A 22,483-nucleotide genomic window follows, 5' to 3' on the forward strand; every position below is an offset into this window, starting at 1 on the left:
AGATTGTGATCTGTTTCCGAAACAGGCATCAATGCGCCATGAAAGACCTAATTGTTCAAAGCAAACAAATCGTAACCCTCGTCGGAGGGGGTGAAGTGTCAAGCCCGCTTCTGGAAACAATCCGAAGCCTTGCGCCAACGCTGGTCGCTGCGGATGGCGGGGCCAATCATGCGCTCAGAGCAGGCTGGCGGCCCGATGCCGTGATCGGAGACCTCGATTCCATAAGCGACGACGCGCGCGCGCAGATCCCGACCGACCGTCTGCATCGCATCGCAGAGCAGGATAGCACCGATTTCGAAAAATGCCTCACCCGAATTCGCGCGCCACTGGTGCTGGGTCTGGGCTTCATGGGCCCGCGCACCGATCACCAGCTTGCGGCCTTTCACAGCCTGATGCGTTGTGCGGATCGTCGCTGCATCCTGATCGGGGCGCATCAGCTGGTCTTTCTGTGCCCGCCCGAGCTGAGCTTTGAGGCCACGCCGGGCGATCTTGTCTCGGTGTTTCCGTTGTCGCAGGTGGCGGCATCCTCTGAAGGGCTGGAATGGCCGCTGGACGGTGTGCCGCTGGCACCGGGGCAGATGGTGGGCACATCCAACCGTGCCAGCAGCGCGCGCGTGCGGCTGATCTGTGACCAGCCGGGGATGCTGGTTATCCTGCCGGGTCCGGCACTTGATGCGGTGCTGCCTGCCCTGAGCGCGGCTGGGTCGCAATGGCCCGCTCGCGCAGAATGATATACAGTCCCGAGGCAACCGTGATGGTGATGCCGATCGCGGCCAGCCCGTTGGGCAGATCGGAAAACACGAGGTAGCCGACCACCGTTGCGAACGGGATCTCAAGATATTGCATCGGGGCCAGCGTGGCCGATGGCGCAAACCGCAGCGACCAGGTCATCATCAGATGGGCGATCGTTCCAAGCAATCCGATCGACAACAAAAGCCACCAATCGAGGGTAGACGGCGTCACCAGCCCCATCGCCTGGATCCCACTGTTTCCAAACAGAAGGATCGCGGGTACCAGTATCACCGTCGCCATCACTCCCGAGACCGCCTGCAGGCCAATCGGGTCCGTCTCTTTTGCGATCTGGCGCGTGGTCAGCATGAACAGCGCAAAGTTCACCGCCACCACCAGCGGCAACAGCGCAGGCCAGCCGACTTCTGCAAAGCTGGGCTGGATCACCATCAGCGTGCCTGCAAATCCAACCGCGCAGGCGATCAGGCGGCGCGCACCGACTTCTTCGCCCAGCACGTATTTACCCAAAAGCAGCATGATGAACGGCATGACAAAGGCAATCGCAATGGCATCCGCCAGGGGCAGATATTGCAAGGCTGTGAACATCGCGCCGATCCCGATGATATGCAGCGCCGTGCGCAGGATCGTCAGCCGCAGCACCCGCCCGCGCATCCGCCAATGGATACCGGCGATCCAGACCACCGGCAAAAGCACCAGAGCCTGCACCCCAAAGCGCACCACCAAAAGCTGAGCAATCGGGATCTCATCTCCCAATACCTTCGCGATCGCGTCCCCTATCGGCGCGATGATGCAAAATCCCAGCATCAACATGATACCGAGCAAGGGGCGATCCAATGTCATGGGGCGAACGCTAGGACGCGATCTTGCAGTGATCAACGTTCAAATGCGGTTTCCAATTGTTTTGATCGGGATTGTGCAAAGCCTGACGCCAACCAGAGTCAGGTTTCGGTTTCAGCAGTTCGGTACATTGACCGCCAACCCCCCAAGCGAGGTTTCCTTGTATTTCTCACTCATGTCCACGCCGGTCTGGCGCATGGTTTCGATACAGGCGTCCAGCGGCACAAGATGCGTGCCATCACCGCGCATCGACAGGCTGGCTGCGGAAACCGCCTTGATCGCGCCCAGCCCGTTGCGCTCGATGCAGGGCACCTGCACCAGTCCGGCCACCGGATCGCAGGTCATGCCCAGATGATGCTCGAGCGCGATCTCGGCCGCGTTCTCGACCTGTTCGGGCGTGCCGCCCAGAACCGCACAGAGCCCCGCCGCCGCCATCGCCGCCGCCGAGCCGACTTCGGCCTGGCACCCCGCCTCGGCCCCCGATATCGAGGCGTTGTACTTGACCAGCCCGCCAATGGCCGCCGCGGTCAGCAGGAAATCCTCGACATGGGCCCGCGACGCGCCCGGCACATGATCCAGATAATAGCGCAGCACCGCAGGCACCACGCCCGCCGCGCCATTGGTCGGCGCGGTGACCACCTGCCCACCTGCGGCGTTCTCCTCGTTCACCGCCATGGCATAGACGCTCATCCAGTCATTGATCGTATGCGGGGCGGTCAGGTTCATGCCGCGCTCTGCCTGCAAGGCATCGTGGATGCCCTTGGCGCGGCGCTTCACCTTGAGCCCACCGGGCAGGACGCCGTCCGTGCTCAGCCCCCGGTCGATACAGTCGTTCATCACTTCCCAAAGCCGCGCGGTGCCTTTGGCAAGGTTCTCGGATCCGCCGCGCGCGATCTCGTTGGCGCGCTTCATGGCTGCCACCGATTTGCCCGAACTGCGCGCCATCTCCAGCATCTCGGCTGCCGATTTGAACGGATAGGGCACAGGCGCGCCCTCATCGGTATCCTTGCCCGCGGCCAGTTCTTCCTCGGTCATGACAAAGCCACCGCCGATGGAGTAAAACACCTGGCGCAGCGTGACATCGCCCTGCGCATCCGTGGCCATCAGGATCATGCCGTTGGCATGACCGGGCAGGGGGTGGTCATAGTCAAAGATGAGATCGGTTTTCGGATCAAACGCCAGATCGCCCAAACCCTCGGGCGACACCGTTTTCGAGGCATGAATCCCCTCTAGGGCGCGCTCGGCCGCCTCGACGTCATAGGTGTCGGGCAGGAACCCGGCCAGCCCCAGGATGGTGGCGCGATCCGTGGCATGGCCGACCCCGGTAAAGGCCAGTGAGCCATGCAGCGATGCACGCACTCCGGAAAAGTGAAACGGCGAGGCGCGCATCATGTCCAGAAACCGTCCCGCCGCCACCATCGGCCCCATGGTATGTGACGAGGACGGGCCAATGCCCACTTTGAACATCTCAAATACAGACAGAAACATCTCAGGTGGCACTCCCTTCGGGTGGGTGCGGATGGCGCGGAGCAGTGAAAGGGGTCACGCCCAATCCTTCCGCCTCTCTTGCAGCCTGCACCGCAGGACGCTGCTCCAGACGCAACAGACATGCCTGTAGATGTGGTGTTCCGGCCAGCGAAAACCAGCTGCGGTCCGTCTCCGTCGGATAAAGCGCCAGCCAGCGCAGGCAGCAGGCCAGATAAACCTCAAGGATCGAAGGCACCGCCCCGCCAAGCCATGCAGGCTGGCTGGCGAAAAGCTCGTCCAGAATGGCCAGATGTCCGGTAATGCGCCCCCGAAGCACGCCGCGCATGGCGTCCTGACGGGCGGTGTCGGTGCCTGCGTAAAGATGCGGGTAGAAGGTCATCCGCAGATCCGCATGCAGGGTGTTGGACACAAAGAACAGCCATTTCAGCAGCGCCCCCCGGTCCGGGTGATCCGGCGCAGGCGCCATCTGTCCATGGCGGTCCGCCAGCCACAGCAGGATCGCGCCGGTCTCGAAGATCGCGCCATGCTCGGTCTCCAGCACCGGAATCAGACCGTTCGGGTTGAGCGCCAGATATTCCGGCGCGCGCTGCGCGTCCCGGCGTCGGTCCACCAGGGCGGTGCGATAGGGCACGCCCATCTCTTCCAGCGCCAACCGGATGATCAGCGAGGCATTGTCAGGGGCATAGTGCAGAACATAGCTCATATCGCTGATCTACCGGCTTTTGCGGCCCCGCGCAGAGGTCAAAAGCGACCTTGCGCGCACAATTGCGGTTTTGTCGGTACAAAGCGGATCAGACCTTGGGGCCTTGCACGGCAAAGCAGCGCGATCCCTGCCCGGTTCAGGGCCGCGTCGCACAGGTCCATGGGCATTCAAGCCATTTCGACCCTCGCCAGCCCAGTCCAACCGTCCTATAACATACCTGACCATCTGGAGGCTGCCACATGACCGGAGAACTTTCCCCAATCGACAAGGCCAAATTCGTGGCCGCCAAACGCGCTGCTGATTTCGTCGAAGACGGCATGCGCGTCGGACTTGGCACCGGCTCCACCGCCGCATGGCTGGTGCGTTGTCTGGGCGAGCTGGTGCGCGACGAGGGGCTGAAGTTCAAGGGCATTCCCACCTCGACCCGCACCGCCGAACTGGCGCGGGATGTGGGCATCGAGGTGATCTCGCTGGACGAGGCGCGCTGGCTCGATATCACCATCGACGGCGCGGATGAATTTGACGGAGACCTGAACCTGATCAAGGGCGGCGGCGGCGCGTTGTTGCAGGAAAAGATCGTGGCGACCGCTTCGGACCGCATGGTGGTGATCGCGGATGTCGGCAAAGAGGTCGAAACCCTCGGTGCCTTTCCCCTCCCGGTCGAGGTCATTCCCTTTGGCTGGCAAACCACCCAGGCGCTGATCGAAGAAACCCTGATCTCGATGGATGTGATGGGCCGTCAGGCGAGCCTGCGCATGAATGGCGATGCGCCCTTCATGACCGACGAGGGCAACCATATTCTTGATCTCCACCTCAACCGCATCGGCAATCCGCGCCAGCTGGCACTGGTGATCAACCAGATGCCTGGCGTGGTCGAAAACGGGCTGTTCATCGACATCTGCGACACGGTGGTGATCGGCTATGGCGATGGCCGCGTGGAAATCCGCGATATCAACGAAGGCACGATCGAAACCGACCGTCTGGACTTTGTCGAAAACGACAACCTGTTCACCGACCTCGCCGAATAGGGCTCCGGCACGCATCCTGCCCCATCGGCCCGTGCAATCCCGCAAAACCTTGTACCCCCCGCATCCTCAGGGGGATGTCTCTTTGGCGCGCGACGGGCAAAACTCGGCACTGAACACAAGATTGACCGGGGTCGCAAACCGGCGCGACAGTGGTCGCAATCGACGATTTCCTGTGCCCAGGGTCGAACGGGCAATGGGTGCCCGAACAATGTAACTCGGGGTCAGGAATGGCGGACCAATCGTCGCAGCTTTTGTCACTGCAGTCCCGAGCCCTCGAGGGGATCGGCTGCGTGCTCCTGGGGATGGCGTTTTTCGTGGCTCAGGACGGGTTGATGAAATCCCTCCTGCTTCTCTATCCCATCTGGATGCTGATCTTTGTGCGCGGTGTCGTGACGGTGCTGGTCCTGATGCCTGCCATTCTCTATCTGGGCCGGCCGCATCGTCTGCTGTCACCGCTCTGGCCGCTGCATCTGGCGCGGGCTGCCCTGTTCGCATCCGGCTTCACCCTGTTTTACACCGCCTTTCCCTTCATGGGGCTGGCCGAGGTCTCGACGATCTTCTTTTCGGCCCCCTTGATGATCGCCTTGCTGGCGTCGTTCTGGCTGGGAGAAAAGATCGGGCCGCACAGGATCGCGGCTCTGGTGGTCGGCTTTGCAGGGGTGATCATCGCCATGAACCCGGGGGGCGAAACGTTCCAATGGGTCGCTGTGCTGCCGCTGGTATGTGCGGCCACCTATGCGGTCTCGCAAATCCTGGCACGCAAGATCGGAGACCGGGATACCACGCTGACCACGGCCCTTTACACGGTGGTTCTTGCCGGAATCCTGATCGTTCCTGCGGGATGGATCGTGAACCAGCTTGTGCCCTTTGGTCCCGAATTCTCTCACCTGCAATGGAATTGGCCGGCGGTGTCCTTCAGCGACGGCCTCTGGCTTGCGCTTCTGGGAAGCGTCGGGCTGATCGGGTTTGCGCTGCTGTCGCGGGCCTATCAGATCACCAGCGCTAGCCTCGTGGCCCCGTTTGACTATGCCTACCTGCCGATGGCCACGATCATGGCCTATCTGATCTGGGACGAGGTGCCCGGTGTGAACACGCTGGTCGGCATGGTGCTGATCATCGCCAGCGGGCTCTACCTCGGGTATCGTGAACTCAAAAGCTCCGGGCGCTCGCGGATCGAGCCGCGCCCCGTGGCTGAATCCGTCGTGGCACCGGGAAACCCCACGGCACCCATGTCCCTTGGCCCGGATGTGCCAGACCGCTAGAGGGTATCGGCGCAGCTGTGCCCGCAGCCTGATCCGCATCATCCGCCCGACCCGTCTGGCAATCCGCGTCGCCTTATGAAATAGAACGCACGGACCAGATCAGGGGGCGATCATGAATTTTGATTACGACCTTTTCGTTATCGGCGGCGGCTCCGGCGGAGTACGTGCAGCGCGGGTGGCGGCAGGCGAGGCCGGTGCCAAGGTCGCGCTGGCCGAAGAGGACCGCTATGGCGGCACCTGCGTGATCCGTGGCTGCGTGCCAAAGAAGCTCATGGTCTTTGCCTCGGAATTCGCGACCCTGCCCGGTGAGGCCGCCGCCTATGGCTGGGACATGTCGCTGGGCGATTTCGACTGGACCAGATTCTCGGGCCATCTGAATGCCGAACTTGACCGCCTTGAAGGCGTCTATCGCAGCCTGCTGAAAAACTCGGGCGTGGATACCTTTGACGCGCGCGCCACGATCCGGGACGCCCATACCGTGCAGCTTTCCAGCGGAGAAAGCTTTACGGCCAAACATATTCTCATCGCCACCGGGGGGCACCCGGTGCGCCCCGATATCCCCAATGCCCATCTCGGGATCGTGTCGGACGATATCTTCCACCTGCCCAAACTGCCGAAATCGGTGCTGATCATCGGCGGCGGCTATATCGCCTGTGAATTCGCCTGTATTCTCAACGGCCTTGGTGTTGAGGTGACGCAATACTATCGCGGCGCGCAGATCCTGCGCGGTTTTGACGACCAAGCGCGCGGAATGATTGCCGATCACATGCGCGAAAAGGGCATCGATCTGCATCTTGGCACCAATATTCTGGAAATGGCCCCCGCTGCTGGTGATCATCACCTCAGTGTCGACGGTCTGGTCCCGGGGGCGGCCATGGGGGCCAGCGTGCGCGCCAGCGGCGATCTGCTTGCAACAAGCGACCATCATGAAGGTCCGGTCTGGGTCAAGGCCAGCAACGGATCCCAGCAAGTCTTCGAGACGGTTCTCTTTGCCACCGGGCGCGACCCCAACAGCAGGAACCTCGGGCTGGAAGAGATCGGGATCGAGCTGGGCCGGCGCGGAGAAATCCGGGTAGATGAATACAGCCAGACCGCCGTGCCTTCGATCTATGCTATCGGAGATGTGACCAATCGTGTGAACCTCACCCCCGTGGCGATCCGCGAGGGCATGGCCTTTGTCGAAACCGTCTTCAAGGGCAACCCCACGCCTGTCGATCATGACCTGATTCCAAGCGCGGTCTTCACCCAGCCCGAGATGGGCACGGTGGGGCTGAGCGAAGAGGATGCCCGCGCGCAGGAACCGGTCGAGATCTATTGCACATCGTTTCGCCCCATGCGCACGGCCTTTGCAGGCCAGCCGGACCGGGTGATGATGAAACTCGTGGTCTCGAGGGCCACACGCCGCGTTCTGGGATGTCATATTGTAGCACCCGGTGCCGCCGAAATGATCCAGCTTGCCGGGATTGCGGTCAAGATGGGCGCGACGAAAGAAGATTTTGACCGGACCGTGGCTGTTCATCCGACCATGTCGGAAGAAATGGTTACCATGCGTTCCCCGACGCGGACCGCTTGATATCCGGTAAAAAACACACAGTTTAGGGATGCACGCCGCTCAGCGGCCATTAGTAACGGGAAAGAGGATAAGATGGCAGGAAACAACGGCGGCCCCTGGGGGGGCGGCGGTTCCTCCGGCGGAGGGGATGACAATGGTCGGAATGGCCAGAACGGGAGCGGCGGCGGTGGCCGACGCCCACAGGGTGATGGGCCACAGATTCCCGAAATCGAAGAGCTGATGAAAAAAGGCCAGGAACAGCTGCGCGTCCTTATGGGAGGTCGTGGTGGATCCGGCGAAGGCGGCGGCGGTAAACCCGGTGGCGGCGGGCCGAAATTCACCCGCGGCACAATCGGTCTGGGTGTGGTCGGCGCGCTTGTCCTGTGGGGGATGGCCAGCTTTTACACGGTTCGTCCCGAAGAACAGTCCGTCGAGCTTTTCCTGGGTGAATTCTCGGCCATCGGGAATCCCGGCCTGAACTTTGCACCCTGGCCCATCGTCCGTGCCGAGATCGTCCCGGTGACCCGCGAACAGACCGAAGATATCGGTGTTGGCGGACGCGGATCCGACGCCGGTCTGATGCTGACCGGGGATGAGAACATCGTGGATATCGACTTCCAGGTGGTGTGGAACATCAACGACCCGGCGCAATTCCTGTTCAACCTGCGCGAACCGCGCCCCACGATCCGGGCGGTGTCGGAATCGGCCATGCGTGAGATCATCGCGCAATCCGAACTCGCACCGATCCTCAACCGCGACCGCGGATTGATCGCGGGCCGTTTGCAGGACCTGATCCAGTCGACACTGGACAGCTATGACTCGGGCGTGAGCATTCTGCGTGTGAACTTCGACAAGGCCGACCCGCCGGAATCGGTGATCTCGGCCTTCCGCGACGTTCAGGCTGCCGAACAGGAACGTGACCGTCTGCAGAACGTGGCGGATGCCTATGCCAACCGGGTTCTCGCCGAAGCACGCGGTGAAGCCGCGCAGCTGCTGGAAGAGGCCGAAGGCTACCGCGCCCGCGTGGTGAACGAGGCCGAAGGTGAAGCCTCGCGCTTTACGGCCGTTCTGTCGGAATATGTCAAAGCCCCCGAGGTTACGCGCAAGCGTCTGTACCTCGAGACCATGGAAGAAGTGCTGGGACGCATCGACAAGATCATCCTGGACGACAATGGCGACGGCAGCTCGCAGGGGATCGTCCCCTATCTGCCGCTCAATGAGCTGCGCCGCAACACCACCCCGCAGGGAGGGACAAACTGATGCGTTATCTTTTGCCGATCGTTGCCCTGACCATCGTGGGCTTGCTGTCCTCGATCTTTATCGTGGATGAACGTGAAAAGGCGCTGGTGCTGCAGTTTGGTCGCGTCGTTGCCATCAAGGAAGAGCCGGGGCTCAGCTTCAAGATCCCGCTCATTCAGGAGGTCGTGCGCTATGATGACCGTATCCTGAGCCGGGATGTCGATCCGCTGGAAATCACCCCGCTGGATGACCGCCGCCTCGTGGTCGACGCCTTTGCGCGCTATCGCATTGTCGATGTGAACCGCTTCCGCGAAGCCACCGGTGCAGCCGGCGACTTTGCCATCGACGTGGCAGGCCAGCGGCTTGACTCGATCCTGCGCTCGCAAACACGCGAAGTCCTGGGTTCGGTCACCTCGAACGACATCCTCAGCTCGGACCGGGCCGCCCTGATGGAGCGGATCCGCAACGGTGCCTCTGGGGATGCCATCGAACTGGGTCTCGATCTGATCGACGTGCGCCTGAAACGCACCGACCTGCCGGTTGAAAACCTCGAGGCGACATTCGAGCGGATGCGCGCCGAACGGGAACGCGAGGCGACAGACGAACGTGCCCGCGGTAACGAAGCCGCCCAAAGGCTGCGGGCCCAGGCCGACCGGACCGTGGTCGAGCTGGTCTCGGACGCGCAGCGCCAGGCCGAGATCATTCGCGGTGAAGCCGATGCCCGCCGCAACAACATCTTTGCCGAAGCCTTTGGCCGTGACCCGGAATTCTTTGAATTCTACCGGTCGCTGACCGCCTATAACCGGGCGTTGCAGGGTGGAAACTCGTCGATGGTCATGAGCCCGGATTCCGAGTTCTTCAACTATCTCAAATCCGCCGAAGGGGCAGGGCGCAGCGCCGTGTCCTCGCAACCTGCACAAACCACGCAGCAGAGCGGCGATTGATCTCGCCCATCGCAATACCGTTTCTGGCCCTCGGGCTGGTACTGATAGTAGAGGGGCTGGCCTATGTGCTGGCCCCTTCGCTTGTCGAACGCCTGCTTGAAATGCTGCGCCTTCTGCCCGAAGCCGCCCGTCGCCAGATCGGCGCGCTCTCCATCGTGTTGGGGCTGATTTTGGTCTGGATCGCGTTCTGGCTGGCCGGGTGATCGGCGCTGCGTGTCACCCTGTGACGCTGGCGCAAACGGGCGGATCCGTGAACCGAGTCCGACTCGCCCCCGCGATCCAACCTGATTTTCTGAAATATTTTCGCACTGATCCGCCGGGTGCTGACCCCCGCTTTTGAGGCTGTTTCCCGATATGTTTCAAATGCTTGCCACAGTGGGCCGCCAAAGCCTCCATCACGCAGGATTGAACCGGTCACAAGGCTACCCTCTTTGATGTTGAACCCATCGCGCCCTACATGCACCATGTACCAGACATGTGGCGCGCCTCACCTGCGCGTCGTGATTTCAAGGAGAATGAGGATGAAACCTCGGTCCATGGCAATGGCCAAATCCATCCAGACCCAACACCAGCTTTTCGCCATGCGTATGCTATGGCTTGGGCTTCTGACCACAGTGTTCGTGATCGCTCAGACACTGATCGCACAGGCGCGCCCCGAAAGCCTGGCACCACTGGCCGAGGCTATCAGCCCCTCGGTGGTGAACATCACCACATCCACGGTCGTCGAAGGGCGCACGGGCCCTCAGGGCATCGTCCCGGACGGTTCTCCGTTCGAGGATTTCTTCCGCGAGTTTCAGGACCGCAACGGGGGCAACGGTGAAAACCGTCCGCGCCGGTCTTCGGCTCTGGGTTCGGGATTCGTGATTTCCGAAGACGGTTATGTCGTCACCAACAACCACGTCATCGAGGGTGCCGATCAGATCCTGATCGAATTCTTCAACGGTGACGAACTCGAAGCCGAAGTCGTCGGCACCGACCCCAATACCGATATCGCGCTGCTCAAGGTCTCGGCCGATGGTCCGCTGCCCTTCGTGCCCTTCGGCGACAGCGACACCGCGCGTGTCGGAGACTGGGTGATTGCCATGGGCAACCCGCTGGGTCAGGGCTTTTCGGTCTCGGCCGGCATCGTGTCGGCGCGCAACCGGGCACTGTCGGGCTCGTATGACGACTATATCCAGACCGATGCGGCGATCAACCGGGGCAACTCGGGCGGGCCGCTGTTCAACATGGACGGCGAAGTCATCGGCGTGAACACTGCCATCCTCAGCCCCAATGGCGGCTCGATCGGCATCGGCTTTTCCATGGCTTCCAACGTGGTCACCCGCGTGGTGGATCAACTGCGTGAATTCGGGGAAACCCGCCGGGGCTGGCTGGGTGTGCGCATCCAGGATGTCACACCGGATGTTGCCGAAGCCATGGGTCTTGAATCCGCCTCTGGTGCTCTGGTCACCGATGTGCCGGACGGTCCCGCCAAGGACGCGGGTCTGGAAGCCGGCGATGTGATCCTGACCTTTGACGGGGTCGATGTCGAAGACACACGCGGCCTCGTGCGCCAGGTCGGCAATACCGATGTGGGCAAGACCGTGCGTGTGCTGGTGCATCGTGGCGAAGGAACGCAAACCTTCCGCATCACGCTGGGGCGTCGCGAAGATGCGGAACGCGCTGTGCCTGTCGTCATGGACAACCCCGAAGAGTCCGAGGAACCGATTCAACAGGAAGTCCTTGGCCTGACGATCTCGGTGATCACGGATGAGCTGCGCTCGGAACTGGTGCTCCCGGAAGCGACCGAAGGTCTGGTTGTCGTCGATGTGGATGAAACCTCGGAAGCCTTCGAAAAAGGCCTGCGCGCAGGCGATGTGATCACCGAAGCGGGTCAGCAGAAGGTGATGTCGCTGTCCGAACTCGACGACCGCATCGCCGAGGCCAAAGAGGCGGGCCGAAAATCGCTGCTGCTTCTGGTGCGCCGCGGTGGTGATCCACGCTTTGTGGCGCTGGGGCTGGAGTAAACCGGCAGCTTGACCAGGCCGGGCATGATACAAAACGCCCCCGGATATCCGGGGGCGTTTTTTCGTGCCAAACCCTGCGGTTGGCCGGTCCGCTATTCCTCCAGCGTGATTTGCGACAGGCCCATCTGGCGCGCAGCCGCCAGCGACAGGATTCCGGAATCCAGCCCCTGCGGCTTTTGAAACCGGCGCACGGCGGCGCGCGTGCGCGAATCCATCACTCCTGACACCGACCCCGAATACAGCCCCCGCACGCTGAGCGCGCGCTGCACCGATTTTATGAACTCCTCGGTCATGTCTTCCGCGCAGGGCGTTTCGAACCAGGTTTCCTTGCGCTCGCGCACAATCGCCTGGCGCGTTTCGGTCTTGTAGATCGCCGGGCTGATCACCGTGCCATCGGTCATCACCTGAGCGGGTTGCAGCATCACCTGCTCGGTCACGGTCTCGATGATCGCCGGTTCTGTCGTCTTGCCCCAGCAGGTCCCCAGAGCCGCACCGGGCGGGGCCACCTGTGTCAGAAAGGCCAGGTCGGGCTCGCGTATGGTGGATACATCCGGCAGGGGCGCACCTGCACAGCCCGCCAGCGCGGCCAGTGTCGCGGCCATCGCCACGCATCGAAAGGGTGATCTGCTCATGTCCGGGCCTCTGACGGGCGGTTGCTGCGGCAAGTGTAACGCAATAGCGGCGTGCGGCCTAGGGGGCTTTGAAGATTGGGTGATGCAACGCCTGGCCGGATTTGCAATCTGTGCTCAGACTTGGGCCCGATGGCTCGAGCACCGATCCATTGCAGATATCCGTGGAAACAAAATTTGATTGACTTGATCTTTCGGTCGATTGGCCTCGGCAACATTTTTATGCTGTTGATGAGCTTTGTCGACTGTAGGCACGACTGCAAATAGCTATGTGAAGGCAGCCAGGCAAAACTAGGTTTTTGCTCCGGGCATCGGTATGTCTTTGCATCGAGTTCGCAACAACGAAGTTGTGTATCCTCTCGGATTCTTGGAGGTTGCGTGCCAAGAGATTGAATGGATGTGATGGCTTTTGACTGCGTGCTGTCCTTACGCTTCGCCAATGCCACCCTCGAGCAACAGCAGATCCAGCATCTCCGAGATATCCTCGATCTGTTCGGCAAGGATATGGGTCACCCCATGGGCGCGCTGCAGCCGGCCCGTGACGCGCAGCATGCGCGCGGCAATCACCGCGCGGCGGAACTGCTCATAGATCTTGCGCCACACGATGATGTTCACCACGCCGGTCTCATCCTCGAGCGTCAGAAAGATCACCCCATTGGCAGTGCCCGGTCGCTGGCGCAGGATCACCAGACCGGCCACACAGATCCGCGCGCCCAGCGGCACAGGCTCCATATCGCAGGCCCGCACGCATGAGGGCGGGCGCGCCCATCCCGGTGCCGGGGGAACCTGATTGAAGGGATGAACGTCTGAAGGGTCATCTGGATGCATGGGAACAAAAATAGAACATTTACGGATATTGGCAAGCCATGCCCTCAAGTCTGGCAAAAGGGACTGGCGCGCCCTACATGGCTTGGCTAGACAGATGCCGGATATGAGGCAGCCCCCCGGAAACCGGGGCAGGACATGAGACAGAGGGAACAGAACGATATGGCAAAAATCACCTATATCGAGCATGGCGGTAAAGAACATGTGGTCGAAGTGGCCAACGGGCTGACCGTGATGGAAGGTGCGCGCGACAACAACATCCCGGGCATCGAAGCCGATTGCGGTGGTGCCTGCGCCTGTTCCACCTGCCATGTCTATGTGCATCCCGACTGGGTCGAAAAGCTGCCTGCACGCGAAGACATGGAAGAAGACATGCTCGACTTCGCCTATGAGCCCGACCCCACGCGTTCGCGCCTGACCTGCCAGCTCAAGGTCACGGATGCGCTGGACGGCCTCGTGGTGCAAATGCCCGAAAAGCAGATCTAATGCGGGCGCTGGCGCTGGCATGGATATGCCTTGCCAGCAGCGCTGCCGCCCAGACGATCACGGCGGCCAGCTATGGCGCGCCGACCGACCGCTACCCTCATGCGGTTCTGGGCGATGACATCGAATATGCACAGCTTGATGTGACGCTCTCCGATGGGCGCCAGCTCTCGGCCTTTTACGAAGCCGATCTTGTCTTCGAAGACACCGCACCCCGGTTCTGGGATGTCACGGGCGACGGTGCGCCCGAGGTCGTGACGGTCGAAAGTCATGAGACCCAAGGCGCGCGGCTGGTGATCTGGGGGCTTGAGGCCGGCCAGTTGCGCCAGCTTGCGGCCACGCCCTTCATCGGCACCCGCTTTCGCTGGCTTGCCCCTGTGGGGGCGGCGGACATGGATGGCGACGGGCATATCGAGATCGCCTATATCGACCGCCCCCATCTGGCCAAGACCCTGCGCATCTGGCGCTACAAGGCCGATGATTTCGTAGAAATCGCCACGCTGCCGGGCCTGACCAATCACCGCATCGGCGAGGATTTCATCACCGGCGGACTCCGCGATTGCGGGCAGGGGCCCGAACTGGTGGTCGTGGACGCGCGTTGGTCCAGGATCATGTCGGTGACGCTGGGCAAGGAACTGTCGCAAACGCCAATTGGCCCGTTCGCGGGGCGCGCATCGGTGGATGCGGTCCTGGCCTGTCAATAACGGCCTGTTCGCCGTGCTGGTCCGGGATCGGGCCGCATGTGCCGGGCACCGGCAGACCGCCCCCACCGGCTGGTGATTTGCCAGCGTGAGCGAACCGACCATCTGAAAGATGACAGGTCTTTCATAAAGGACAGTTGAACACCTGTTTGATCGCCACCCTCGGGTCCGGCGATGCCCGGCGCGCGTTGCGCTGCCCACCGCACGGTGCCCCAACCAATCTGCAACCTGTCTCGTTCATAACCTCATTCCAGCAGCTGCCAGCACCAACCGGGTCTTACACCCCCGGTCCGGTGCGCTCAGGAGAGATGGTTACCCATCGCGCATTCAACGCGTTCCCGCCCGGATTAAAGCCCCGGACGAGGATGCAGCCATCGCCACCTTGGCGGGCCCGCCGTCCTGATGTCTTTCCAAGGATTGCAAAACAACCGACCGGCACGAATGCCGAGTGTCGGTCCAATCTGCCGTGCCTATGCTCGCCGTTTGCGAAAGGACGCCGCTCCGAGGGCGCAGACATTCTCCCACACCGTCCGCCAGGCCGACAGCTTCGGGTCCGGCTCGCGCCCTTGCCCCATCCGCCGGATCTGACTTTCGTAATAGGTGATCGGGATCATGAACATCCTGTCCAGCGCACGGATGCCCGTGCTGGGCCGGCCCACATCACAGATGTACTCGGCATCTGCCGCGGCGTTGAGCGGAAATTCCGGATCCAGCACCAGCGCCCGCGCCAGCCCGACAAAATCCAAAGCGCCAGAGGCCAGTGCCCCCTCCATCGCGGCCACCGACCGGAACCCGCCGGTCACCGCCAATGGCACACTGGTCCGCGCCCGAGCCTGTTGCGCGAAATCCAGAAAATACGCCTCCCGCGCAGAGCTCGATGACCGCGCGCCCGTCATCGCAGGTGCCTCATAGGTGCCACCCGATATTTCGATCAGGTCAATGCCCCCGGCGGTCAGGGCCTCGATCACCGCCAGCGCCTCGTCGCCCTCGAACCCGCCCTTCTGAAAGTCGGCAGAGTTCATCTTGATTGACACAGGAAAGGCATCGCCCACCTCGGCCCGGATCGCCTGCAACACCTCCAGCACAAAGCGTCGGCGCTTCTGTGGCGTGCCGCCCCAGTCATCCTCCCGCCGATTGTGATGCGGCGACAGGAACTGGCTCACCAGATAACCATGTGCGCCATGGATCTGCACCCCGTCAAACCCGGCTTGCTTGGCCAGCGCCGCAGAGCGCGCATACCGCGCGATAACGGCCTCGATCTCGGCAGGCTCCAACGCGCGTGGGACGGCAAAGCTCGTCTCCAGACCTTTGCCCAGGGCAACGGCCGAAGGTGCCACAGGCTCTGGCGTCAGAAACTTCGGGCTCTGCTTGCCGGGATGGTTCAACTGCATCCAGAACAGAGTCTCGGGGTTGGCCTCATGCACCGCATCCGCCCAGTCACGAAACGGGGCCAGATCGCTGCCGTCTTCCAAGACCACGTTGCCCGGCTCACCAAGGGCCGTCGGGTCAATCATCACGTTCCCGCTGACCAGAATTCCGGTGCCGCCCTTGGCCCAGCGAGCATAGACACGGGTATGCGCCTGCGTCGGCAGGTGCACGCCATGGGTGGCCAACACTTCGCTCATTGCCGATTTCAGGATGCGGTTCGGCGCGGTGGCTTTGCCGTTTATCTCGAATGGGCTGAACAGGATGGGCGCATGGCTCATAATGCCCGCCAACCGATATCGCGCCGGCAAAACCCCTCGGGCCAGTCAATCGCATCCACCATGGCATAGGCCCGGTCGCGTGCCTCGGCCAGGCTGGCCCCGCGCGCAGTCGCGTTCAGGACCCGCCCGCCACTGGCCACGACCCGGCCGTCCACCTCGGTGGTGCCCGCATGAAAACACATCTCGAAACTGGTTTCGGCAAGCCCGTCCAGACCAGAGATGAGCGAGCCTTTCTGATAGGCACCGGGATAGCCCGCAGCACAGAGAACCACCGTCATCGCGTGGTCATCGGCCCAGTTCACCTGAGCCTGATCCAGCCGTCCCTCGGCGGCGGCATGCATCAGGTCCATCGCCTGCGCCCCCAGCCGCATCATCAGCACCTGACATTCCGGATCGCCAAAGCGCACGTTGTATTCCACCAGCCGGGGCTGGCCGTCCTTGATCATCAACCCGGCATACAGCACCCCCTGATAGGGCATGCCGCGCCGCGCCATCTCGGCCATGGTGGGGCGGATGATCTCGGCCAGCGCCTTTTCGGCAATCGCATCCGTCAGCACCGGGGCCGGGGAATAGGCTCCCATGCCGCCGGTATTGGGGCCGGTGTCGCCCTCGCCGACGCGCTTGTGATCCTGCGCCGTGCCGATGGGCAGCACCGTTTCGCCATCGCAGAGCACGAAGAACGAGGCCTCCTCGCCCTCCATGAATTCCTCGATCACCACCTCGGTGCCCGCGCCACCAAAGGCACCGCCGAACATGTCGTCAATCGCCGCCTCCGCCTCGGCCAGGGTCTCGGCGATGATCACGCCCTTGCCTGCGGCCAGCCCGTCCGCCTTGACCACGATCGGTGCCCCCTGGGCGCGCACATAGTCCTTGGCCGTCGCGGCATCGGTGAAATGACCATAGCCCGCCGTGGGTGCCTTGGCCGCGTCACAGATGTCCTTGGTAAAGCTCTTTGAGGCCTCCAGCCGCGCCGCCGCCGCCGAGGGGCCAAAGACCAGCATCCCGGCATCGCGCAACCGATCCGCCACGCCCGCCGCCAGGGGCGCTTCGGGACCGATGATCACGAAATCTATCGCGTTTTCCTCGGCAAAGGTCACAACCGCGCCGCCATCTTCGATGTTCAGGCTGGCGCAATCGGCAATCTGCGCGATCCCTGCATTGCCCGGTGCCACGATCAGCTTGTCGCATTTGGGATTCTGCAACACCGCCCAGGCCAGGGAATGTTCGCGACCGCCGCCGCCCAGGATCAGGATATTCATGTTCTGCGCCCCTCAGATGCTTGGCCTTGTGCCTGTCGCGTTCTAAGCTGCACCAAAGCCAGTGACAAGGTAACCACGATGGACCTGATCGACAGCCCCGAACCGGGACAGAACGCGCCGGAATTCACCGTCTCGGAAATCTCGGGCGCGATCAAACGCATGATCGAGGGTGAGTTCGCCCATGTGCGCATCCGCGCCGAAGTGGGTCGCGTGTCGCATCCGCGCTCGGGGCATGTCTACCTCGATCTCAAGGATGACCGCGCCGTGATCGCCGCCGTCATGTGGAAAGGCGTCGCCGCACGTCAGGTCACCCAGCCCGAAGAGGGTATGGAGGTCGTCGCCGTCGGTCGCCTGACCACCTTTCCGGGGCAGTCCAAATACCAGATGGTCATCGAGGAAATCCGCCCCGCGGGCATGGGCGCGCTTATGGCGATGCTGGAAAAGCGCAAGGCCGCTCTGGGTGCCGAAGGGCTGTTCGATCCAGGCCGCAAGAAACCCTTGCCCTATCTGCCCGAGGTCATCGGCGTCGTGACCTCGCCCTCGGGCGCGGTGATCCGCGATATCCTGCACCGCCTGCGCGATCGCTTTCCGCGCAAGGTGCTGATCTGGCCCGTGGCCGTTCAGGGCGAGAAATGCGCCCCCGAAGTGGCCCGCGCCATTGCCGGTTTCAACGCGCTCACCCCCGGTGGCGCGGTGCCGCGCCCGGACCTGTTGATCGTGGCGCGCGGTGGCGGCTCGGTCGAGGATCTCTGGGGCTTCAACGAAGAAATCGTGGTGCGCGCGGCGGCGGCCTCTGACATTCCGCTGATCTCGGCTGTGGGCCATGAGACCGACACCACGCTGATCGACTATGCCTCGGACCAGCGCGCGCCCACGCCCACGGCTGCCGCCGAACTTGCCGTGCCGGTGCGGATGGAGCTGCTTTCATGGGTGGGGGCGCAAGGCGCGCGCCTGTCGCGCGGCACCACCAATGCCATCGGCCTGCGCCGCCAGAGGCTGACCGATCTGGGCCGCGCCCTGCCCAAACCGGGCACGCTTCTGGAAAGCGCGCAGCAACGGCTGGATCTGGCGGCCGAGAAACTGCCCGCCGCGCTGGATCGCGGGGTGCAGCGGCGCAAACTGCGCCTGACCGAACTGTCGGGCAGCCTGCGCCCGCGTGTTCTGGGCCGCCTTGTCGGCACCGAGCGTGAAAAGCTCACACGGCTTTCCGCGCGTCTTTCGCCGGCGCTTGGCAGGGCGATATCGGGCAAACGCGAAGCCTTTCGCCAGCAATCCCGCCTTCTTCAGCCCCAGCGTCTGGGGGCGGATCTGTCCGCCAAATCGGACGCGCTCGAGCGGCTTGCGCGCAGGCTTTCACAGGCTGGCCGGGGCCAGATCGCGCGCTGGCAGGCGCAGGTCGACGCGGCAGGGCGGCTGCATGAAACGCTCAGCTACAAGGCCACGCTTGAGCGCGGCTATGCGGTGATCCGTTCAGAAGGTGTGGTGCTGACCCGCAAGGCCGAGGCACAGAATGCCAGCGCTCTTGAGATCGAATTCGCAGATGGCCGTCTGGCCCTGAACGGCAAATCTCCGGTGCGCGCAAAACCCGAACCGCCCGAACAGGGCAGCCTGTTCTGAGCCCCGTGCCTCTGGCGGGTGTCAGGCGCGCTCAGACCCCGGTGTCGGGGCCAAAGCAGACCATCTCTTCGTCCTTTTCATAGGCCAGATAGCTTGCAGGCGGCGAACCGGGGCTGGCATTGGCAAAGCGTGCGATCAGACCCTGAGGCGTTTGCTCGAAGCTCCAGCATTGCGGCACGTCCCAGCCCTCATAGGCAAAGCAGATGAAACCGTCCTGCTCATACCAGACCCCGGGGGTGCATTCGCCGTCCAGAAACGACCATTCCACCTGCCGGTTCTCGCGATAGCGCTCAACGCCGTAATCCTGCCCATTGAGGCTGAAGAACAGGGTCTTGCCTTCGGTATAGGTTTCGAATTCATCGGCTGTCATCTCGGCGAGGGCCGGAGCCGTCATGGCCATCAGGGCCAGAATCACGCTGCGTTTGATCATGGGGTCAGTGTGACAGATGCGCTTGGGCGCTGCCAAGGGCACCTGTCGCCGCGCCTGCCGTCTTGCGCAACGAGGCGGACCTGTCCCCGGCGCTGTCCTGCGCGCTCCATTTGCGGGCGCGCTTGTCCATCATGCGCCGCCACAGCGGCGGGATCAGCGCGATGCTTGCCATCACCGGCAGGGACCGGGGCAGCATCGGCATCGTGGCGTGATCCAGTTCCAGTTCCGGAAATGTTTTCAACGGGTTCTGGTGGTGATCGGAATGGCGCGGCGCGTTCAGCATCAGCGCCGAGGAATACCACTGCGGCGCGTTCCAGCTATGGCGCGGGCCTGCAGGCTCGTACCCGCCATCCGCGCGGCGCGCGCGCTCCAGCCCGTAATGCTGCACATAATCCGACAGGATCAGCTGCATCTGCGCATAGCTCGCCAGCGCCAGCCAGATCACCACGCCCGACAGTCCCGCGATCAGCCAGCCGATCCACAGGCTGAGGCAGGCTCCGGCGACGTAGATCACATAAGGATGCACTCCGCGCGCGCCTGTCGCGGCACGGCGCATCCGGGTCTCGGCCGCCAGCCCCGCGCGAAACGACCCGATCCAGGCGCGCGGCCAGAAGTGGTAAAATCCCATGCCCAGAGGGGCCGAGTTCGGATCCCTGGGCGTGGCGACATGGACATGATGCACCTTGGGGTGGGCCGAGGCGTGATGTCCGAACAACAGCGTCGCATAGACCGCCACGCCCAGACGGCGCGGCCAACGCGCCGAGCGGTGGATCAGCTCATGCGCGTTCGAGTTCGACACCTGTCCAAAGAACAACCCCAGCGCCAGCGCGGTGACCACCGCAGCGGCACCCTCCAGCCGGCCATTTGCCGTCAGCGCCCAGACCCCCAGTGGCATCAGCGCCAGATGCGCCAGACCCAGCGCCGTGGTGAGGCGATCTGCGCTGCCCGCCGAGTCCGCGTTACCTTCGGGCGGGGGTGCGGACACCAGCCGGTCCAGCCCCGCAACCAGTGCCGTGACGCTGATCAGGGCGGCCACGCTCCACCAGCCGCCCAACAGGCAGGCCGTGGCCAGCAAGGCCAGCGTCAGGAAAGGGATCAGCACAAAACGCGCCATATGGATAGGCAACCACCGGAAATTTCCGCTCTTGAACATAGTCTAGCACAGCGCGGGGCCCAGTGTTACGGCAGCAATGTGTAAAATTAGCGGCGGCGCGTTCCGATTGGAAAGCCGCGCGCGCGCAAAACCGCAAAACCATGTCGCTTTTGACCGCCATCGCCGCGTGACCCCCGGTATACAGCTCAAGACCGATGACGGAGGGCCGCACAATGGCACTGGATCACAAGAAAACCGACCCGAAAGGCGTCTGGAAACAGGGCAAGGGCAAGGGCCGGGTTACGACCAAGGGCCGCCAGCTGGATGATCTGGCCTGGGATCAGCTGCGCGCGCTTCTGGGGGATCGCCCGCGCCGCGCGGATCTGCTGATCGAATATCTGCATCTGGTTCAGGATGAATACGGCCATCTGTCCGCCGCCCATCTGCGCGCCCTGGCCGAAGAGCTGCGCCTGTCCATGGCCGAAGTCTATGAGGTGGCGACGTTCTATGCCCATTTCGACGTGGTCAAGGAAGGCGAAACTCCGCCCCCCGCGCTGACCATCCGGGTGTGCGATTCCCTGTCCTGTGAACTGGCTGGCGCTCAGGCGCTCAAGGCCGCGCTGGAAGAGGGGCTGGATCCCGGCGAGGTGCGCGTGTTGCGCGCGCCCTGCATGGGGCGTTGTGACAGCGCGCCGACGCTGGAGCTGGGTCACAACCACATTGATTTCGCCACGCCGGAAAAGGTCAGGGCCGCGATCGCCGCGGGCGACACCCATCACAAGATGCCCGACTATCAGACCTTCGAGCAATACCGCGGCGAAGGTGGCTATAGCCGCCTGAGAGAGCTGCGCGAGAACGGCGACTGGGAGGCCGAATGGGACCGCATTCTGGGGGCCGGTCTGCGCGGGCTTGGCGGGGCGGGTTTTCCGGCTGGCAAGAAACTGCGCTTTGTGCGCGCCGAACCGGGGCCGCGCTATCTGGCGGTGAACGGGGACGAGGGCGAGCCGGGCACGTTCAAGGACCGCTTCCATCTGGAACGCACACCCCATCTGTTTCTTGAAGGCATGCTCTTTGCGGCATGGGCCGTCGAGGCGCAGACCTGCTTTATCTACATGCGCGACGAATACCCCGCGGTGCTGGAGATCTTGCGTCGTGAAATCAAGGCGCTGGAAGAAGCCGGTCTTGTGGAGGCAGGTTTTATCGACCTGCGGCGCGGAGCCGGGGCCTATATCTGCGGCGAAGAAAGCGCGATGATCGAATCCATCGAAGGCAAGCGCGGCCTGCCGCGTCACCGCCCGCCCTTCGTGGCCCAGGTCGGCATCTTCAACCGACCCACGCTGGTGCATAATGTCGAAACCCTGCACTGGATCGCCCGCATCCTGCGCGAAGGCCCCGAAATCCTGTCGTCAGTGGAACATAACGGGCGCATCGGCTTGCGCAGCTATTCGGTTTCGGGGCGCGTCAAGACCCCCGGCGTCTATGAACTGCCTGCCGGCTCGACCATCACCGAAATCATCGCCGCCGCCGGCGGGATGGCCCAGGGGCATGTGTTCAAAGCCTATCAGCCGGGTGGCCCGTCCTCGGGGCTGCTGCCTGCCTCGATGAATGACATCCCGCTGGATTTCGACACGCTCCAGCCCCATGGCACCTTCATCGGGTCTGCCGCCGTTGTGGTGCTGTCCGATCAGGACCGGGCACGGGATGCCGCGCTCAACATGCTGCGCTTTTTCGAGGACGAAAGCTGTGGTCAATGTACGCCCTGCCGGGTTGGCTGTGAAAAAGCGGTCAAGCTGATGCAGGCCGACACATGGGATCAGCCGCTGCTGGAAGAGCTGTGTCAAGCCATGTCTGATGCCTCGATCTGCGGTCTGGGGCAGGCGGCACCGAACCCTATCCGCCTGACAATGAAGCATTTTCCGAACGAACTGTGA

The 22,483-nt window shown here is 62.9% G+C and carries 21 protein-coding genes; 12 read left to right on the plus strand and 9 right to left on the minus strand.

The annotated features are described in order from the left end of the window. Positions 1 to 38 precede the first annotated feature (38 nt). A complete protein-coding gene (locus tag WAO69_RS01070; protein WP_422175857.1) occupies positions 39 to 731 on the plus strand; it encodes a thiamine diphosphokinase in 693 nt (230 codons plus the stop codon). Here the strand turns inward: WAO69_RS01070 and WAO69_RS01075 are convergent. The 3 genes from WAO69_RS01075 to WAO69_RS01085 all read right to left on the minus strand — a co-directional run bounded on the left by WAO69_RS01075 (position 649) and on the right by WAO69_RS01085 (position 3,778). Beyond that, positions 649 to 1,590, minus strand: a complete 942-nt coding sequence (locus tag WAO69_RS01075) for a DMT family transporter (protein WP_422175859.1) — start codon at positions 1,588 to 1,590, stop codon at positions 649 to 651. The two genes, WAO69_RS01070 and WAO69_RS01075, sit on opposite strands and share 83 nt — an antisense overlap. 111 nt (positions 1,591 to 1,701) lie before the next feature. Further along, positions 1,702 to 3,075, minus strand: a complete 1,374-nt coding sequence (locus WAO69_RS01080; RefSeq protein WP_422175861.1) for an L-serine ammonia-lyase — start codon at positions 3,073 to 3,075, stop codon at positions 1,702 to 1,704. A 1-nt stretch (position 3,076) separates the two neighbouring features. Beyond that, positions 3,077 to 3,778 carry a glutathione S-transferase family protein gene (locus WAO69_RS01085; protein ID WP_422175863.1) on the minus strand — a complete coding sequence of 234 codons (702 nt, stop codon included), beginning with the start codon at positions 3,776 to 3,778 and terminating at the stop codon, positions 3,077 to 3,079. A 239-nt stretch (positions 3,779 to 4,017) separates the two neighbouring features. Here WAO69_RS01085 and rpiA point away from each other — a divergent pair, with 239 nt between their 5' ends. From rpiA to WAO69_RS01120, 7 genes are all read left to right on the plus strand, one after another. Then, on the plus strand, positions 4,018 to 4,806 hold the full coding sequence (gene rpiA, locus WAO69_RS01090; protein ID WP_422175865.1) for a ribose-5-phosphate isomerase RpiA: 789 nt from the start codon (positions 4,018 to 4,020) through the stop codon (positions 4,804 to 4,806). Between the two features lie 227 nt (positions 4,807 to 5,033). Next, complete coding sequence (locus tag WAO69_RS01095; protein ID WP_422175867.1) at positions 5,034 to 6,068, plus strand: DMT family transporter; 1,035 nt, start codon at positions 5,034 to 5,036, stop codon at positions 6,066 to 6,068. A 109-nt stretch (positions 6,069 to 6,177) separates the two neighbouring features. Beyond that, a complete protein-coding gene (locus tag WAO69_RS01100) occupies positions 6,178 to 7,641 on the plus strand; it encodes an FAD-dependent oxidoreductase (protein ID WP_422175911.1) in 1,464 nt (487 codons plus the stop codon). Between the two features lie 72 nt (positions 7,642 to 7,713). Continuing rightward, complete coding sequence (gene hflK / locus WAO69_RS01105) at positions 7,714 to 8,880, plus strand: FtsH protease activity modulator HflK (protein WP_422175869.1); 1,167 nt, start codon at positions 7,714 to 7,716, stop codon at positions 8,878 to 8,880. Then, positions 8,880 to 9,803, plus strand: a complete 924-nt coding sequence (gene hflC / locus WAO69_RS01110) for a protease modulator HflC (protein WP_422175871.1) — start codon at positions 8,880 to 8,882, stop codon at positions 9,801 to 9,803. Before hflK ends, hflC begins: the two co-directional genes overlap by 1 nt. Next, positions 9,800 to 10,006: a DUF2065 domain-containing protein gene (locus WAO69_RS01115; RefSeq protein ID WP_422175873.1), complete on the plus strand. Its 207-nt coding sequence runs from the start codon at positions 9,800 to 9,802 to the stop codon at positions 10,004 to 10,006. Before hflC ends, WAO69_RS01115 begins: the two co-directional genes overlap by 4 nt. Positions 10,007 to 10,324: 318 nt before the next feature. After that, a complete protein-coding gene (locus WAO69_RS01120; protein WP_422175875.1) occupies positions 10,325 to 11,809 on the plus strand; it encodes a Do family serine endopeptidase in 1,485 nt (494 codons plus the stop codon). Between the two features lie 92 nt (positions 11,810 to 11,901). Here WAO69_RS01120 and WAO69_RS01125 read toward each other — a convergent pair whose 3' ends face one another. Next, positions 11,902 to 12,441: a peptidoglycan-binding domain-containing protein gene (locus WAO69_RS01125; protein ID WP_422175877.1), complete on the minus strand. Its 540-nt coding sequence runs from the start codon at positions 12,439 to 12,441 to the stop codon at positions 11,902 to 11,904. A gap of 423 nt (positions 12,442 to 12,864) precedes the next feature. Then, complete coding sequence (locus WAO69_RS01130) at positions 12,865 to 13,266, minus strand: OB-fold nucleic acid binding domain-containing protein (RefSeq protein ID WP_422175879.1); 402 nt, start codon at positions 13,264 to 13,266, stop codon at positions 12,865 to 12,867. A 159-nt stretch (positions 13,267 to 13,425) separates the two neighbouring features. Here WAO69_RS01130 and WAO69_RS01135 point away from each other — a divergent pair, with 159 nt between their 5' ends. Further along, positions 13,426 to 13,749, plus strand: coding sequence for a 2Fe-2S iron-sulfur cluster-binding protein (locus WAO69_RS01135; protein WP_422175913.1), 324 nt, complete (start codon positions 13,426 to 13,428; stop codon positions 13,747 to 13,749). Next, on the plus strand, positions 13,749 to 14,450 hold the full coding sequence (locus WAO69_RS01140; protein ID WP_422175881.1) for an FG-GAP repeat domain-containing protein: 702 nt from the start codon (positions 13,749 to 13,751) through the stop codon (positions 14,448 to 14,450). The genes WAO69_RS01135 and WAO69_RS01140 overlap by 1 nt, the downstream gene beginning before the upstream one ends. Positions 14,451 to 14,917: 467 nt before the next feature. Here WAO69_RS01140 and WAO69_RS01145 read toward each other — a convergent pair whose 3' ends face one another. Continuing rightward, positions 14,918 to 16,153, minus strand: coding sequence for an NADH:flavin oxidoreductase/NADH oxidase family protein (locus WAO69_RS01145; protein ID WP_422175883.1), 1,236 nt, complete (start codon positions 16,151 to 16,153; stop codon positions 14,918 to 14,920). After that, positions 16,150 to 17,412 carry a phosphoribosylamine--glycine ligase gene (gene purD, locus WAO69_RS01150; RefSeq protein WP_422175885.1) on the minus strand — a complete coding sequence of 421 codons (1,263 nt, stop codon included), beginning with the start codon at positions 17,410 to 17,412 and terminating at the stop codon, positions 16,150 to 16,152. Before purD ends, WAO69_RS01145 begins: the two co-directional genes overlap by 4 nt. 78 nt (positions 17,413 to 17,490) lie before the next feature. Between purD and xseA the strand changes: the two genes are divergently transcribed. After that, the gene (gene xseA, locus WAO69_RS01155; RefSeq protein WP_422175915.1) at positions 17,491 to 19,029 is read left to right on the plus strand and encodes an exodeoxyribonuclease VII large subunit; all 1,539 of its coding nucleotides are present in this window, start codon (positions 17,491 to 17,493) and stop codon (positions 19,027 to 19,029) included. A 31-nt stretch (positions 19,030 to 19,060) separates the two neighbouring features. Here the strand turns inward: xseA and WAO69_RS01160 are convergent, their stop codons facing one another. Together WAO69_RS01160 and WAO69_RS01165 are read right to left on the minus strand one after the other, a co-directional pair. Further along, on the minus strand, positions 19,061 to 19,459 hold the full coding sequence (locus WAO69_RS01160) for a hypothetical protein (RefSeq protein ID WP_422175887.1): 399 nt from the start codon (positions 19,457 to 19,459) through the stop codon (positions 19,061 to 19,063). A gap of 4 nt (positions 19,460 to 19,463) precedes the next feature. Beyond that, complete coding sequence (locus WAO69_RS01165; protein ID WP_422175889.1) at positions 19,464 to 20,573, minus strand: alkane 1-monooxygenase; 1,110 nt, start codon at positions 20,571 to 20,573, stop codon at positions 19,464 to 19,466. A 212-nt stretch (positions 20,574 to 20,785) separates the two neighbouring features. Between WAO69_RS01165 and WAO69_RS01170 the strand changes: the two genes are divergently transcribed. Further along, positions 20,786 to 22,483 carry an NAD(P)H-dependent oxidoreductase subunit E gene (locus tag WAO69_RS01170; RefSeq protein WP_422175891.1) on the plus strand — a complete coding sequence of 566 codons (1,698 nt, stop codon included), beginning with the start codon at positions 20,786 to 20,788 and terminating at the stop codon, positions 22,481 to 22,483.

It is taken from the genome of Aestuariivita sp. (assembly GCF_049276915.1).
In the GTDB taxonomy this organism is placed as follows: Bacteria; Pseudomonadota; Alphaproteobacteria; order Rhodobacterales; family Rhodobacteraceae; genus Aestuariivita.